Genomic DNA, 14,668 nt, shown 5'->3' with positions numbered 1-14,668 from the left:
GCGAGATGATGCGTCACTCCGGCCGCAGCCGAGGTGTTGGGCACGTCCAATGTGTTGACGATACATGCCGGCAGGTAATGAGCCACCGAGGCACGCCGCAATCGACGACGTACGCAGCAGTCAACGTTCGACGCACGGGAGTGCGTCAGGGACAGTCCGAAATCACAACCCTTCAAGTCGGCTTGCCCGGGTGTACAGACACGCTACCTGACAGCCCGGGCCAGCGGGGCCCTCCGGGCGGCTCGGCCTGAGCATGCGGACCATCGGCTGCTCAGTCTGTGACCTTCGGCCGTATGGGCCGACCGCCGGCGTCGGTTAACCTCCGGTTGACATAGCAAGTGGCTGACCAAAGAGATTGGGGAGATTCGGATATGACCCACGGCGATGAGAAGAAGACGATGGCACCTCGAGCAGCCGAACTGGTCGATGAGGTGCGCGATTCGGCCAAGGCCGGACAAGAGGCTGCGACCAACGCTTTGCGTCGGTTCCGTGACACCGTCGATCAAGCCCTTCCCGAGTCCGTAGAACCGCTGCGTAAGAAGATCGTTGACGCCGCGATCGAATTGGCTGACCAGCTCGTCGACGCGCAGTACAAGTTCCACCGCAGCATCGTGCGTAGCGCGGACCGGGCACTGAACAAGCCAGACGACGAGAAGAAGTAAACGACCGCCGCGTATGCCTCACCGCCGAGACCGGCTGTGTTGTAGCTAATTTGGCAACATAGCTCACCGGCCATCGGCGATTGGTGAAACTCCTACAAACGACCGGTGTTGCGCCTCAGCGCTTCTCAGTGCGAAGTGACGCCTCGGTGGCCGCAGCGCGGCGGGCTACCTTGACGTGCTTGTCGGCCCGTTTCTCCTTCAACGACTTTCCGGACTTCTTGCTCATGGTTTGTCGAGGAGACCTATCGGACATCGCTGACCCCTTCATCATGGGGGCCTGATTGGTCCCGGTGCTCCGACTGTACTCCAAGACCGGGGTCAGTGGGTCTTCAGGCGTCGCACGGAGGCATGGGTGTATCCTCAAACAAGTTGGAAATCCAGGCAGCCCGGGCCGAGTCAGCCTTGCCATGACTGATCGCACCGAGCAACCGCTCACGCCGGGCACGCAGGTGACCACCGCTAGTTGGGATCACCTTGACCGCCTCGTATGGATTTCCATCGTTGATGGATTCCCCTGATGGACAGGGACTCTCTGACGCACCGAGTTTCGGCATCCTGGGTAGTTATCCACCGACACCATGCGGGCTGGCAGCGTTCAGCGCCGCTCTGGCCCACGGTTTGAGTACAAATGGCGCAGACGTCAGCATCGTTCGCGTGTCCGACGGCCCGCCGTCGTCGAGTACGCGTGTCATCGCAGAGTTGGTCAACGGCTCAGCGGCCTCGGTTGCAGCATGCGCCGATTCGCTGAATGAAATCGACATCGCCATCCTCCACCATGAGTTCGGCAGCTACGGAGGCGTCGACGACGACGAACTCGTGGGGATCATCCAGCGACTGCGCGTCCCATCGATCTTGATCGCTCATAGTATTCTCAAAGAACCTAAGCGACAACAACGTTCGATGTTCGAAGCCGTTGCCGCACAGGTGGACCAGGTGATCGTGATGTCGGAGGCGGCCGGCCAACGGCTGCGTGAGCGCTTCGACATCGACCACCGCAAAGTCACCACCATCCCACACGGGGCGACTGTCCCGACGAAGGCCCCTTGCGTGCGGAGTGGTCGACCCATCGTGTTGACCCGGGGCCTGCTGGGCCCGGGCAAGGGCATCGAGCGCGTGATCGAGGCGATGGGGTCGCTCAACGACCTGCCCGGCCGGCCGCGGTACCTGGTTGCGGGCCGAACGCACCCGAAGGTGCTCGCCACCGATGGCGAGGCGTACCGCAATGCCCGGATAGACCAGGCGCTGCGCAGCGGCGTGGCGGATTCGGTGTGCTTCGATACGGGTTACCGCAACGTTGCGATGCTGACCGCCCTCGTCCAGGCCGCGGCGGTCGTGGTCTTGCCCTACGACTCGACCGATCAGGTGACCTCCAGCGCTCTGGTCGACGCCGTCGCGAGCGGCCGCCCGGTCGTGGCCACCGCGTTCCCGCACGCCGTCGAGCTGCTCGCCACCGGGGCCGGGATTGTCGTCGCCCATGACGACCCCGATGCGCTGGCGGGTGCCCTGCGCCGAGTACTGACAGAGCCGCGCCTCGCCGGCGCCATGGCGGCCGAGTCCAGGAGATTAGCGCCGGCAATGGCCTGGCCACTCGTCGCGCGTGCGTATCTGGGGCTCGCGCATCGGATCCTGGCGCAGCGACGGGCACGGGTATGACCACCGCGGCACCAGCCCCGAAGTTCGATCACCTGCTGCGGCTGACGGACCGTCGTGGCACCTTGGAGCAAGCGCGCTTGGCCGAGCCGCTGCCCGAACACGGTTACTGCACCGACGACGTGGCGCGAGTGCTTGTCGTCGCCACCCGAGACCATGGCCCCGATCGAATCCTGAACGGCCTGGCCGGTGTTGCGCTGCGGTTCTTGAACGACGCACAGTCCCTCACCGGCGCGTGCCGCAATCGGATGGACAGCAGCGGAAGCTGGGTCGACGAGCCCGCCCTGGAGGGCCCCTGGGGGCGGTGCATCTGGGGTCTGGGGACCGCGGCCGCCCACAGCAATGTCGCCTGGGCCCGCCACTCTGCCATCATGCAGTTCGAGTGCGCCGCCCGGGAGCGATCGCTATGCCCGCGCGCGATGGCGTTCGCGGCACTCGGCGCTGCCGAACTCCTCTCCTTCGACCCAACACAACACACGGCTCGCGCACTGCTCACAGACTATGCCGCGTCGGCGCCTGCACCGAACACAGACGTGGCGTGGCCGTGGCCCGAGCCTCGACTCACCTACGCCAACGCCATTGTGCCCGAGGCGATGATCGCCGCCGGTACCGCGCTGGCCGACACGACGCTGATTCGGCAGGGGCTGGATCTGTTGGCGTGGCTGGTCGCATACGAAACGGAAAACGGCCATTTGTCGCCTACCCCTGTTGGGGGCCGAGGCGCGGAGGACACCAGACCCGGATTCGATCAGCTTCCCATCGAGGTGTCCACGCTCGCCGACGCGTGCGCGCGCGCGGCCGCCACCGACGCCGATCCGATCTGGCCCGCCGGCGTCAGGGCCGCAGCGGCCTGGTTCATGGGCGACAACGACGCGGGAGAGCCGATGTGGGACCCGGACACAGGCGGCGGATACAACGCCTTGCACGAGGCCGGCGTGGACAACAACCAGGGCGCCGCGGCGACCCTGGCGGTGATCGCAACTTTGCAGCATGCCCGGCGTTTAGGACTGTGCCACAACGCCTTCGATTCGCGACGCGCTCGCGATACCTAGCCCGCGGCGGCTCGAGGCGAGTTGATTGACAACAATTTCGCGCAATGCCCGACTGCTCGGGCCTATACGCCGGCTTCCCCCTGTTCAGGGCTAACCATCAGCAGGCCCTCGACCGGCGAGATGTTGTCGAAACTGGCTGCGGTCATCATGATCGCGTGAGCCTGGTTCGGCTCGGCTCGCGGCGAAACGACCAGCAAGACGATTTTGTTGTGATCGAACCCCAGCACTTCGACGGTGTTAGCCGGCTGGAGGCGATATCCGTCGAGTCGTACCGTTCGTCCGTCAGTCACGAACTTTGCGGGCGGCGTCACCCATTCGCTCAGGTTGTAGATCACACGGCCAATCGGCCCGAGTCGAACTGACAGCACCGACAGCAAGTCCGGCAGCTCCGCCGTGAGATTCGAGCTGCGCGGCCACCAAGCCCCATCGACATACCCGCTCTGGGGCGCCTTGCGTTTCAGCCTCAAACGCGGTGTGTGCACCGGTGGAACATCCGGGTGCCGGGCACCCATATGGTCGGTTTTCAGCGTCATCGCGACGCTCCCGTCTTGACCGCGAAACGGCCAGATCATTCGAATCGGCGACGACATGGCTTGAATAGTCAGGTACGAAATATCGCCGGTGCCTCCACACTACTCGGCCGGTCCGGAGGAACGAGGCAAGCCGGTTGTCGTGCTCAGCTGATCGAGGGCCATGCGTCCTCAGCGGATGGAAACCAGTTGGTCGATCGAGTCCGAAGGCAAGTCCCCGTCGACGACCGCGGTGACGACCAGTCGGTCGAGCGTGATCTGGCCCCTGTGATTATCGAGAAACGCGGTGTCGGCGGCGTCACGACCGGTGGCTATGCGGACCAGGGTTTGCCGCGGCGCCAGCAGCGTCGCGTCGACCACCCGCCATTGCCCCTTGACGTATGCCTCGGCCACCGCGTGAAAATCCATCGGATAGACGCCCGGCGCGTACACCGACACGAGGCGGGCCGGGACGTTGACCGCGCGCAGCAGCGCCACCACCAGATGCGCGAAGTCGCGGCACACGCCTTTGCCGGCGAGCAACGTGTCCACCGCCCCATCGATCGGATCGCTTGAGCCGGGGACGTAGTTCAGCCTGGTGCCTACCCATGAGCTCACATTCTCCAACAGCGTCGCCGAATCACCGTAGGTTCCGAACTCGGTTGCGGCGAAGCCGTAGAACTTGTCGGCTTCGGCATAGCGGCTAGGGCGCAGATACATCGAAAGGTCGTAATCGGTCACCGGAGCCGGATCGGTCTGACCCACGATCGTCGCCGCGTAATCGACTCTCAATGTGCCCACCGCCGCGTCGAACTTGTGGATGCGGTTGCCATGCACACCGCTGACTTCCAGAGGCTCGACGGGCCGACCGTTCAGCACGAAACGCAGCGACTCGAAGACCTCGGTGCGCGGATGCGGAGCAACGGCAATCTGAAACTCCAGCGATGTGGGCGCGGTGATTTCGACCTCGATCTCGGCGCCCACTTCGCGTCTCATAGCGTGATGATGCGCCAATCGCCGCCGATTCGCCAACGCGCGCCGCGCCGGTTGGCAACGGCAGACCCCAAGGCAACTGCCGGCGGACCCTGACCGGACCGCTCGCTTCGCCGGAGATCCCTGGAGGTCTCTTGCCGGGGTGAATCGCCACCGCGTCCGCTGCCGGTGATCGCCGGCGCAAGTCGAGTGCGCACCAAATCCATGGTCGAATCTTCTATCTTCGTCGCATATGGCATACGTTCGCAGACAGCGTCGGGCCCGAAAAGGTTGCTCATCGTGATCTGCTGCGGATGGCCCTTGGTGTGCAACTGGGTGTCAAGCAGCCGGTACCAGGCCGCCGTCGGTTCTTTGCCGTGTGGACGACATGGAGCACGGCTTCAACTGTGGAATCGGTGATTCGGCGCGGGCCGTCGGTGTCGGCGTTCTCGTCGGACAGTGACGATCTCAAGGGGTCTTGCAGCAGCCGAAATCGACCACTGGTTCTGCGGGAGCCTTGCCTCGCGTCTCCTCCCGTGCCAGTGCGCCTACCGGACCCGTAACGCGGGACACCGCCGACATGAGATGCGACGCCCCAGTATCCAAGGCGTTCAGTGACTTTGATATTGATGAGACCCTGCCGAGGCGTGAGTTTCCCGGAGCAAGCTTCGGCGACTCGACGATATTGACGATTCGAAGACCGCGGTCCGAGAACCATGGCCGCGCGTGACGCCAGGCATCCGACGTCGTCACGCATGCTTCGGCGACTAGAGACCCTACCAATCGAATTGAAGAAGCCAGCATCAGCGGTTGGCGGTGTTGGTTCGAGGCTTCGATGGTTCATTTCAGAGGGGATGGCGCACCGATGGTTACGCGAATGTCGGGGACCGACGCACTGTCATTGCACACGCAGAGCTCGAAGACGCCTGCGCACACGATCACGTTCGTCATCATCGATGCATCCGATCAACTCGGCCATGAGAAGCTACATCAACTGGTGGCCGCAGCTGGCGCGCTTTCGCAGCCGACTGGTGGCCAAGCCGCTGGGGGCGGGCCAGCCAGTGTGGAGTGAGATCGATCACTACGACCCCTTCTTCGCAAATGCATTGCGCAACGGTCCGCGCTCCCGGCGACCGACACGAATTTGCTTATCTCATAGCCGATTCGAGCAACCCCATCCAGCCGAACATCGCGCCGTAGAACGCGATCGACGCCTCGTAGTCGAGGACGTTGAACTCGACGTGGTGCACATCCCGCCAGCGCATCGAGCCTTCCTGCGCTGCCGGAGTCGACGAAACCCCCAGCGGTTACTGAGCGGCCTCCGGCGGCGGGGGCTGGTGGGCGAACTCGTCCTTGATCTTGGGAACCATGTCGGGCGCGTAGGTGTAGATCGCCGCCTCGACCTCGAACTCGGCCTGGTCCTCCTTGGCCGGCGTCCCGTCGTCCACCATCTTGACCAGGGACTTCGCGGTGGCCAACGGATCGGACGCCGTGCGCACCTGCTGGGCGAACCACCTGCCTTCGGCGACCATGTGGCAGTCGTTGAAGTCGGTGCCGTGGATCAGCTTGTCCTGCGCCAGCAGGTTGATGTACTGCTCGTCCTGGGCACTCAACGTGCACCCCGCCGACGCATGCGGTGCCGAAGCAACGCCCTGGCCCACCATCAGGGCCATCAATCCGGCGCCGGCAGCCCCCACCGACAACGCACGCATGCGCGAGCGTGAACGAGTGGTAGTCATGTCTGAACCTCTCTCTACGTGGGAAAGCAACCGCTTTCAACGCGTGTGCCGCGTGAAACAGTGCCCAAAGTCGTTCGACCCCCGACCAGCAGTCGCGCGGCGGCCGATGATCGTCACAAACAAGTGGCGCTGTCACGTACTGTCACCGCCACCAACGGCATCGGTGCCAAGCAAAGAGTTTAGCTGGCCGCAGCCAAACACCGGCGGGCAACGGAAATAACACCCGATTGCGGGAACATGAACGGATGGTTGCCATTACTTGAACTGGTGCGCACCACGGGATGCGTCGACTGGGCGCGGCAACATTCAACTCGCATGTGCGGCAAGCAACTACCGCCAGCGCTGCGCGCGGTGACTATACCGCCGAGCCATCACCGGGACGTTGCCCGACACGACGGCGCACCCCCAAACTCAGCTGAAGACGGTCTGACCGTTCGCGTCGAGAAGATATTGCTCGGTGCCCTGCTCGACCCGGGCAGCGTCGGCGCCCAGCGACACGGCGACCTTGTTGCTGGCATTGCGCATGATGTCGAAGGTCAGCTCCACGGCCTCGGCCTCCGAGAACCGTGAGCGCACCTCGGCGACAGCGTCGGCGACGAGGTGCGCAGGCGTCCAAATTAACCCATCCGCATACCGCAGCGCTGCTTTTGCACGTGCGTCCAGCAGCGTCGAGGTCGCGAAGCGTTCGATGTCCTCATACAGCGGCTCCGAGCCCCCGGCCTTGAGCGCGGTGCTCTCCCGCAGCGACTTGCACAGCCGGCAGTTGTGCTGGGCCGCGCCGCGCAGCCGGACCACCTCGGAGGTGACGGGATCGAGCGCGCGCATCCGGGCCACCGCGGGCAGAAAACCGTTGAACACCACTTCGGCGAGATCGCTGGTGTGGTCCCAGGCCACCGGGCCGCTGACCCAGCCGAGATACTCCGAGCCCACGCCGAGGGCCTCCAGCCCGGCGCGCACCCGTGGGACGAAGTCGGCGATGTACATCGCCACGACGACGACGAAAGCACGCTCCCCCAACTGTTTTAACAGCCGGCCTCGTTGCTCGCCGGTGATCGCCGAGACGTCGGCGCTGAACTGCTCGGCGAATTCGGCGACGACGGTTTCGGTCTCCGAGGAGGGTTCGCTCACCTCGAGTTCCGCGGGCAGCGGGGGCAGCGACATCGTGCGCGCGCACACCCCGCGAACCAGGGCCGCGAGGCGCGCATTGTCCGGGGACGGCGGCGCCAGGGCCACCAACCGCGTCAGCTGATCGTGTCCGAGCGAAACCGGGGCCGTCATTCGTCACACGCTAGAACGCGCCCGCCCCCTGGGCAATCGGCTACTGCGCCTGGCTCACCGAGGACATGTGGAAATCCGGTATCCGCAACGAGGGCATCGCGGCACGGGTGGCCCAGTCCCCCCATTCCCGCGGCAGGGTCTTCTCGCTGACGCCGGCCTGGGTGGCCCGCCGCAGCAGGTCCAGCGGGCTCTCGTTGAACCGGAAGTTGTTGACCGCCGCGGTCACCTCGCCGTCCTCGACGAGGTACACCCCGTCGCGGGTCAGCCCGGTGAGCAGCAGCGTGGTGGGGTCGACCTCGCGGATGTACCACAGCGTTGTCAGCAGCAGGCCACGCTCGGTGCCAGCAATCATGTCGGCGAGGTCGGCCGACCCGCCGGTCATCACCAGGTTGTCGGCGGCGACGGCCACATCGGTGTCGAACTTGGCGGCCGTGGCCCGCGGATAGGCCAGGGCGTTGATCACCCCGTTGCGGATCCAGTCGACCTGCCCGATCTCCATGCCGTTGTCGAACACCGACACCGTCTCCGAGGAGTTGCTCGCCGCGACGAACGGCGCGCACGCCAGACCGGGGGCCATCGGGTCGGAGAACAGCGTCAACGGCAGATCGGTGAGCCGCTCCCCCACCCGGGTCCCGCCGCCGGGCGCCGAGAAGGCGGTCCGGCCCTCCTGGGCGCCGCGGCCCGACATCGACCAGCCCAGGTAGATCATCATGTCGGCCACCGTCGACGGGGGCATGATCGTCTCGTAGCGTCCCGCGGGCAGCTCGACGCGGCGCTGCGCCCACCCCAACCTGGTGGACAACTGCTCGAGCAACAGATCGGTGGGCACGTCGACGAAATCGGCCGAGCCGATGCCCGCCCAGGCGCTGGCGTCGCCGCGCTTGGCGTTGATCTCCACCGCGCCGGTGGGCTGGGTGTAGCGCTTGCGCAGTCCCGTCGACGACGCGAGAAACGTCGTCGCCACGCTGTGGTGGGCGAACCCGTACAACCGTTCGGCGCCGCGGAATCCCCGGCTCAGCGACCCGGCGACGTCGGCGAACACCTCGGCGCCGGTGCCCGAGACCGGCGCGTCCCAGTCGACCGGAGTCCCGGCGTCGGCGATCAGGGGCGCGGCGTCACCGGCCTCCGGCGCGGAGCGGGCCGCGTTCTGGGAGGCGGCCACCAGCCCGGGGATCACCCGCGGGTCCACCTCGGCCGACACCACCGTGCCCAGACGCGCGCTCTCCCCATCGCGCACGATGGAGATCACGGTCATGTGGCGGCTGACCGAAACCCCGTTGGTGGTCATCGAATTGCCCGCCCAGCGCAGCGTGGCCTCCACCCGGTCGGTCAGCAGCACCATCGTCTCGTCGGCTCGGCCGAGTTTGGCCGCCTCGTCCAACACGAGGTTCACGACGTGCTGCGGGCTAATCATCGGCGCCACTCCTCGGCATCGCTGCGCTCCGCATCGTCGCCGACGCGGTCATCGGCCACCCTCGGTGCGGGTGTTGAGCACATTGACGCCCCGGAACAGCGCCGACGGGCAGCCGTGGCTGACCGCGGCGATCTGGCCGGGCTGGGCCTTGCCGCAGTTGAACGCGCCGCCGAGCCGCCACGTCGACGCACCACCGACGGCTTCCATGGAATTCCAGAAGTCGGTCGTGGTGGCCTGATAGGCCACATCCCGCAGCTGCCCGTCCAAGCGGCCGTCGCGGATCCGGAAGAACCGCTGGCCGGTGAACTGAAAGTTGTAGCGCTGCATGTCGATCGACCACGACTTGTCGCCGACGATGTAGATGCCCTTCTCGACGCGGCCGATCAACTCCGCGGTGCCGACGTCCTCGGGCGCCGGTTGCAGCGACACGTTGGCCATCCGCTGGATCGGCACGTGATGGGGGGAGTCGGCATACGAGCACCCGTTGGAGCGTGGCTGCCCCATCCGCGGGGCGAACACCCGGTCCAGCTGGTAGCCCACGAAGATCCCGTCGCGCACCAGATCCCAGCTCTGGGCGGCCACGCCCTCGTCGTCGTAGCCGACGCTGGCCAGGCCGTGTTCGACGGTGCGGTCGGCGGTCACGTTCATCACCGGCGAGCCGTAGCGCATGGTGCCCAGCTTGTCCGGCGTCGCGAACGAGGTGCCGGCGTAGGCGGCCTCGTACCCGATGGCGCGGTCGTATTCGGTTGCATGCCCGATGGATTCGTGGATGGTCAGCCACAGGTTGGTCGGGTCGATCACCAGGTCGGTGGGCCCGGGCGTCACGCTGGGCGCCTTGATCTTCTCGGCCAGCAGCCCCGGCAGCTGGGCGAGCTCCTCGCTCCAGTTCCACACGTCGTCGCCGGCCAGCGCCTCCCAACCCCGGCCCATCGGCGGCGCCAGCGTGCGCATCGAGTCGAAGCTGCCGGCCGCGGTGTCCACGGTCACCGCGTCCAGCGACGGCATCACGCGCACCCGCTGCTGGGTGATCGACGACCCGAAGGTGTCGGCGTAGAAGGTCTGCTCCTTGACCGCGTTCAGGCCGGCCGACACGTGGTCGACGCCGTCGGCGGCGAGCAGCCGCCCGGAGTACTCCTGCAGCACCGCGATCTTCTCGGGTGCCGGGACGCCGAACGGGTCGATCCGGTAACTCGAGCACCAGGTCGCGTCCGCATACACCGGCTCGGGCGCCAGCTCGACGCGCTCGCGGTTCAGCGCCGCCAGCGTGGTCGCCACCTGCACCGCGCGGCGCGCGGTCTCGGCCGCGACGGCCGGCGCCAGCTCGGCGTGCGAGGCGAAACCCCAGGTGCCGTCGACGATCACCCGCACCGCCAGGCCGACCTCGCGGCTGACCACCGCGGTCTCGAGCTCGCCGTCGCGCAGCTGGATGATCTCGGTGCTGATGCGGTGAACCCGCAGGTCGGCGTGGCTGGCCCCGGCCTCGGTCGCCGCCGTCAAGGCGGCGTCGGCCAACTCGTGGCGCGGCAGGTCCAGGAAGTCGGCATCGATCTCCCGGGTCGGTGTCACGACTCCACCGTAACGACCGCTGCCCCCACAAAACCCGTCGGCGCCCGCTTTAATACACCCATGCCCGACGTGACACGTCGATCCACCGCGCTGGGCTATACCTTGCTGGCGCCCAGCCTGTTCGGTGTGGCCGCCTTCCTGCTGCTGCCCATCCTCGTCGTGGTGTGGCTGAGCCTGTACCGGTGGGATTTGCTGGGCCCGCTGCGCTACGTGGGCCTGGCCAACTGGCGCTCGGTGCTGACCGACCCCGGCTTCGGCAGCTCGCTGCTCGTCACGGCCGTGTTCGTGGCGATCGTGGTGCCCGCGCAGACGGTGCTGGGGCTGGCCGCCGCGGCGATGCTGGCGCGCCGGCTACCGGGCACCGGGCTGTTCCGCACGTTGTACGTGCTGCCCTGGATCTGCGCCCCCCTGGCCATCGCGGTGCTGTGGCGCTGGATCCTGGCCCCCACCGACGGCGCCGTCGCCACCCTGTTGGGGCACCGCATCGAGTGGCTCTCCGACCCCACCCTGGCCCTGCCGCTGGTGTCGGCGGTGGTCGTGTGGACCAACGTCGGGTATGTCTCGCTGTCGTTCCTGGCCGGCCTGCTGGCGATCCCCGACGACATCCACGCCGCCGCGCGCACCGACGGCGCCACCGCCTGGCAGCGGTTCTGGCGCATCACGCTGCCGATGCTGCGGCCGACGACGTTCTTCGTGCTGGTGACCGGGATCGTCAGCACCGCACAGGTTTTCGACACCGTCTACGCGCTGACGGGCGGCGGGCCGGCCGGCAGCACCGACCTGGTGGCCCACCGCATCTACGCCGAGGCGTTCGGCTCGGCGGCCATCGGGCGGGCATCGGTGATGGCGGTGGTGCTGTTCGTCATCCTCATCGCGGTCACCCTGGTGCAGCAGTCCTACTTCCGGCGTCGGATCAGCTATGACCTCACCTAGCCGGCTCGGCGCCGTCGCGATCTACGTCGCGCTGGCCTGCGGTGCACTCATCACGTTGGCGCCGTTCGCGCTCGGCCTGCTGACCTCGTTCACCTCGGCCCACCAGTTCGTCACCGGCACACCGCTGCAGTGGCCGCGCCCGCCCACGCTGGCCAACTACGCCGACCTGGGCGGGGTGGGGTTCGGCCGCGCGGCGGCGGTGACCGCGCTGATGACCGCGGTGATCCTGGTCGGGCAGCTCACCTTCTCGGTGCTGGCGGCGTATGCGTTCGCGCGCCTGCACTTCCCCGGACGCGACGCGCTGTTCTGGGTCTACATCGCGACCCTCATGGTGCCGGGCACCGTCACGGTGGTGCCGCTGTATCTGATGATGGCCCAACTGGGTCTGCGCAACACGTTCTGGGCGCTGGTGCTGCCCTTCATGTTCGGCTCCCCCTACGCGATCTTCCTGCTGCGCGAGCACTTCCGGATGATCCCCGACGACCTCGTCAACGCCGCGCGCCTGGACGGCGCCAACACGCTCGACGTGATCGTGCACGTGGTGATCCCGTCCAGCCGGCCGGTGCTCGCGGCGCTGGCGCTGATCACCGTGGTCTCGCAGTGGAACAACTTCATGTGGCCGCTGGTGATCACCAGCGGCCACAAGTGGCGGGTGCTCACCGTGGCCACCGCCGACCTGCAGTCGCGGTTCAACTCCCAATGGACGCTGGTGATGGCGGCCACGACGGTCGCGATCGTGCCGCTGGTCGCGCTGTTCGTGGCGTTCCAGCGCCACATCGTCGCCTCGATCGTCGTCTCGGGGCTCAAGTGAGCCGGCCCCGCTTCTCCACGCTGGCCGCCGCGGTCCTGGTGCTCGTCGCGGTGCTGCTGGCCGCGACGGCGGCGCTGCTGAACTACTCCGGCGAACCGCACGGCGACAGGATCGTCGTGCGGGTGCGGTTCTGGGCGGAGCCGATCGCGCAGGCCTACCGGCAGTCCTTCGAGGCGTTCAACCGCGCGCACCCCGGCATCGAGGTGCGCGCCGATATGGTCGCCTACCCGAACTATTTCGACACCCTGCGCACCGACGTGGCCGGCGGCAGCGCCGACGACATCTTCTGGCTGTCCAACGCCTACCTGGCCGCCTACGCCGACGGCGGCCGGCTGATGAACATCGGCGACACCCTAGGCCCGGGCGCCGCCGCGGACTGGGAACCCGCGGTGGTCGACCAGTTCACCCGCGGCGGTGTGCTCTGGGGCGTGCCGCAACTGACCGACGCCGGCATCGCGGTGTACTACAACGCCGACCTGCTCGCCGCGGCCGGCATCGATCCGGCGCGCCTGGACACCCTGCGGTGGAGCCCCGACGCCGCCGACGACACCCTGCGCCCCCTGCTCGCCCGGCTGACCGTCGACGCCGACGGAAGAACCGCGGACACAACAGGATTCGACCCCGGACGGGTCCGGCAGTGGGGATACAACGCGGCCAACGACCCCCAGGCGATCTACCTGGACTACATCGGCTCGGCCGGCGGGGTGTTCCAGCGCGGCGACCAGTTCGCGTTCGACAACCCCGCGGCGATCGCGGCGTTCCGCTACCTGGTCGGCCTGATCAACGCCGACCACGTCGCGCCGCCGGCCTCCGACACCAACGACAACGGCGACTTCTCCCGCAACCAGTTCCTCGCCGGCAGGATGGCGCTCTTCCAATCCGGCACCTACAACCTGGCCGCCGTGGCCCGCGACGCCCGCTTCCGCTGGGGCATCGCGATGCTGCCGATCGGCCCCGCGGGCCGGGTCAGCGTCACCAACGGCATCGCGGCGGTGGGCAACGCGGCGTCGAAGCATCCCGGGGCGGTGCGTGCGGTGCTGGCGTGGCTGGGCAGCACGGAGGGCAACGCGTACCTGGGCCGCCGGGGCGCGGCGATCCCGGCCGTGCTCTCGGCGCAGCGCGTCTACTTCGACTACTGGGCGGCGCGCGGCATCGACGTCACGCCGTTCTTCTCGGTGCTGCGCGGCCCGCGTATCCCCGCTCCGGGCGGCGCCGGATTCCCCGCCGGGGAGGTGGCCCTGCAAAGCTATTTCGACGAGATGTTCTTGGGCCGAGGCGATGTCGCGGCCACCCTGAAGCGGGCGGAGGCGGCGGCCAACGCCGCCGCCCAGCGGTAGTTCACCCGGGCAGCACCAGCACCGGAACCGGGCTGTTGCGGATGATCTTGGTGCTGCGCGACCCGAGGAACACGCGTCGGATGTCGCCACCCGGCGACGTGCCCAGCGCCAGGATCTCGCCGTCCACCCAGGACACTTTGCCCAGCACCTCCTCCCACGAATGGCCGGCGACCACGTCGAGCAGGACGTCCTCACCGACAGACGTGTCGAGTCTTTAAGTCTTGCAATATCTCCCGCGCCTGAGCCACCCACGCGTGCAGGATGGAGTCCTCGGCGTCCAGCCCCACTTTCGGCGGGTACATCGTCTTGCCGCGCACGGCGAAGGTGAGCACCCGCATCGGCACGCCGAACCGCTCGGCGGCCTCGAAACAGCGCCGCACCAGGCCGCCACGCCCATCGCGGCGGCCTCACCCAGCGTGCTGTAGGCGTAGGAGTACGACGAACCCGACACCGGCACGGCGGCGGCCAACTCGGCGTAGCAGATCGCGGCGAGCCCGGCCGCGACGCCGGCGATGACGAACGAGACGATCACGCCGGGACCCGCTTCGGGCACCGCCTGCGACAGGACGAAGAAGATGCCCGTGCCGATCGTCGAGCCGACGCCGAACATGGTGAGCTGGAACGTGCCGATGCTCCGCTTGAGGCGCTCGGCGGCGCCGTGCGCGACGGGTGCGCCGGTTACCGGTCGGCGTCGCAGCATCTGCCCCGCCAGGCCGATCGACGTCGCGGGCAAATGCGCCTCCTG

Annotated in this window: 12 protein-coding genes and 2 pseudogenes; 6 read left to right on the top strand and 8 right to left on the bottom strand. The window is 67.4% G+C overall.

Annotated features, from left to right (window positions below; translation table 11 throughout):
• Nucleotides 1-371 precede the first annotated feature (371 nt).
• The 3 genes from AB8998_RS11380 to AB8998_RS11370 all read left to right on the top strand — a co-directional run bounded on the left by AB8998_RS11380 (nt 372) and on the right by AB8998_RS11370 (nt 3,364).
• Nucleotides 372-662, top strand: a complete 291-nt coding sequence (locus tag AB8998_RS11380) for a hypothetical protein (RefSeq protein ID WP_369738074.1) — start codon at nt 372-374, stop codon at nt 660-662.
• A gap of 504 nt (nt 663-1,166) precedes the next feature.
• A complete protein-coding gene (locus AB8998_RS11375) occupies nt 1,167-2,315 on the top strand; it encodes a glycosyltransferase (protein ID WP_369738073.1) in 1,149 nt (382 codons plus the stop codon).
• Nucleotides 2,312-3,364, top strand: coding sequence for a glycosyltransferase (locus AB8998_RS11370; protein ID WP_369738072.1), 1,053 nt, complete (start codon nt 2,312-2,314; stop codon nt 3,362-3,364). Before AB8998_RS11375 ends, AB8998_RS11370 begins: the two co-directional genes overlap by 4 nt.
• A gap of 62 nt (nt 3,365-3,426) precedes the next feature.
• Here the strand turns inward: AB8998_RS11370 and AB8998_RS11365 are convergent, their stop codons facing one another.
• The 6 genes from AB8998_RS11365 to AB8998_RS11340 all read right to left on the bottom strand — a co-directional run bounded on the left by AB8998_RS11365 (nt 3,427) and on the right by AB8998_RS11340 (nt 10,842).
• The gene (locus AB8998_RS11365) at nt 3,427-3,897 is read right to left on the bottom strand and encodes a DUF5994 family protein (protein ID WP_369738071.1); all 471 of its coding nucleotides are present in this window, start codon (nt 3,895-3,897) and stop codon (nt 3,427-3,429) included.
• 168 nt (nt 3,898-4,065) lie between these two features.
• Nucleotides 4,066-4,869, bottom strand: a complete 804-nt coding sequence (locus AB8998_RS11360; protein ID WP_369738070.1) for a transglutaminase-like domain-containing protein — start codon at nt 4,867-4,869, stop codon at nt 4,066-4,068.
• Between the two features lie 1,283 nt (nt 4,870-6,152).
• Nucleotides 6,153-6,584, bottom strand: coding sequence for a DUF732 domain-containing protein (locus AB8998_RS11355; RefSeq protein WP_369738069.1), 432 nt, complete (start codon nt 6,582-6,584; stop codon nt 6,153-6,155).
• Nucleotides 6,585-6,995: 411 nt separating this feature from the next.
• Nucleotides 6,996-7,862: a carboxymuconolactone decarboxylase family protein gene (locus AB8998_RS11350; RefSeq protein ID WP_369738068.1), complete on the bottom strand. Its 867-nt coding sequence runs from the start codon at nt 7,860-7,862 to the stop codon at nt 6,996-6,998.
• Nucleotides 7,863-7,902: 40 nt separating this feature from the next.
• Complete coding sequence (locus AB8998_RS11345) at nt 7,903-9,276, bottom strand: metallopeptidase TldD-related protein (RefSeq protein WP_369738067.1); 1,374 nt, start codon at nt 9,274-9,276, stop codon at nt 7,903-7,905.
• Between the two features lie 48 nt (nt 9,277-9,324).
• Nucleotides 9,325-10,842, bottom strand: coding sequence for a TldD/PmbA family protein (locus AB8998_RS11340; protein WP_369738066.1), 1,518 nt, complete (start codon nt 10,840-10,842; stop codon nt 9,325-9,327).
• Between the two features lie 60 nt (nt 10,843-10,902).
• Between AB8998_RS11340 and AB8998_RS11335 the strand changes: the two genes are divergently transcribed.
• From AB8998_RS11335 to AB8998_RS11325, 3 genes are read left to right on the top strand one after another with little or no spacing between them, the layout of a single operon-like run.
• Entirely contained in the window at nt 10,903-11,775 is an 873-nt protein-coding gene (locus tag AB8998_RS11335) for a carbohydrate ABC transporter permease (protein WP_369738065.1), read from the top strand.
• On the top strand, nt 11,762-12,586 hold the full coding sequence (locus AB8998_RS11330) for a carbohydrate ABC transporter permease (protein ID WP_369738064.1): 825 nt from the start codon (nt 11,762-11,764) through the stop codon (nt 12,584-12,586). The genes AB8998_RS11335 and AB8998_RS11330 overlap by 14 nt, the downstream gene beginning before the upstream one ends.
• Nucleotides 12,583-13,923, top strand: a complete 1,341-nt coding sequence (locus tag AB8998_RS11325; RefSeq protein WP_369738063.1) for an ABC transporter substrate-binding protein — start codon at nt 12,583-12,585, stop codon at nt 13,921-13,923. Before AB8998_RS11330 ends, AB8998_RS11325 begins: the two co-directional genes overlap by 4 nt.
• Nucleotide 13,924: 1 nt before the next feature.
• On the opposite strand, the pseudogene AB8998_RS11320 reads toward AB8998_RS11325, so the two are convergent.
• Together AB8998_RS11320 and AB8998_RS11315 are read right to left on the bottom strand one after the other, a co-directional pair.
• A pseudogene (locus tag AB8998_RS11320) lies at nt 13,925-14,318 on the bottom strand (universal stress protein); the annotation flags it as partial.
• Nucleotides 14,306-14,656 (bottom strand): annotated as a pseudogene (locus AB8998_RS11315) (amino acid permease); the annotation flags it as partial. The pseudogenes AB8998_RS11320 and AB8998_RS11315, both read right to left, overlap by 13 nt.
• Nucleotides 14,657-14,668 lie beyond the last annotated feature (12 nt).

Source organism: Mycobacterium sp. HUMS_12744610 (assembly GCF_041206865.1).
GTDB lineage: Bacteria > Actinomycetota > Actinomycetes > Mycobacteriales > Mycobacteriaceae > Mycobacterium > Mycobacterium servetii.
The sequence above is the reverse complement of the archived record's forward strand: the minus strand, read 5'-3'. Positions and strand labels throughout refer to the sequence as shown.

What these genes read in the sequence shown, in the direction of transcription:
- AB8998_RS11335 (WP_369738065.1), top strand. Translation starts at nt 10,903, where the DNA reads ATGCCCGACGTGACACGTCGATCCACCGCGCTGGGCTATACCTTGCTG.
- AB8998_RS11350 (WP_369738068.1), bottom strand. Translation starts at nt 7,862, where the DNA reads ATGACGGCCCCGGTTTCGCTCGGACACGATCAGCTGACGCGGTTGGTG.
- AB8998_RS11375 (WP_369738073.1), top strand. Translation starts at nt 1,167, where the DNA reads ATGGATTCCCCTGATGGACAGGGACTCTCTGACGCACCGAGTTTCGGC.
- AB8998_RS11355 (WP_369738069.1), bottom strand. Translation starts at nt 6,584, where the DNA reads ATGACTACCACTCGTTCACGCTCGCGCATGCGTGCGTTGTCGGTGGGG.
- AB8998_RS11330 (WP_369738064.1), top strand. Translation starts at nt 11,762, where the DNA reads ATGACCTCACCTAGCCGGCTCGGCGCCGTCGCGATCTACGTCGCGCTG.
- AB8998_RS11370 (WP_369738072.1), top strand. Translation starts at nt 2,312, where the DNA reads ATGACCACCGCGGCACCAGCCCCGAAGTTCGATCACCTGCTGCGGCTG.
- AB8998_RS11360 (WP_369738070.1), bottom strand. Translation starts at nt 4,869, where the DNA reads ATGAGACGCGAAGTGGGCGCCGAGATCGAGGTCGAAATCACCGCGCCC.
- AB8998_RS11380 (WP_369738074.1), top strand. Translation starts at nt 372, where the DNA reads ATGACCCACGGCGATGAGAAGAAGACGATGGCACCTCGAGCAGCCGAA.
- AB8998_RS11345 (WP_369738067.1), bottom strand. Translation starts at nt 9,276, where the DNA reads ATGATTAGCCCGCAGCACGTCGTGAACCTCGTGTTGGACGAGGCGGCC.
- AB8998_RS11365 (WP_369738071.1), bottom strand. Translation starts at nt 3,897, where the DNA reads ATGACGCTGAAAACCGACCATATGGGTGCCCGGCACCCGGATGTTCCA.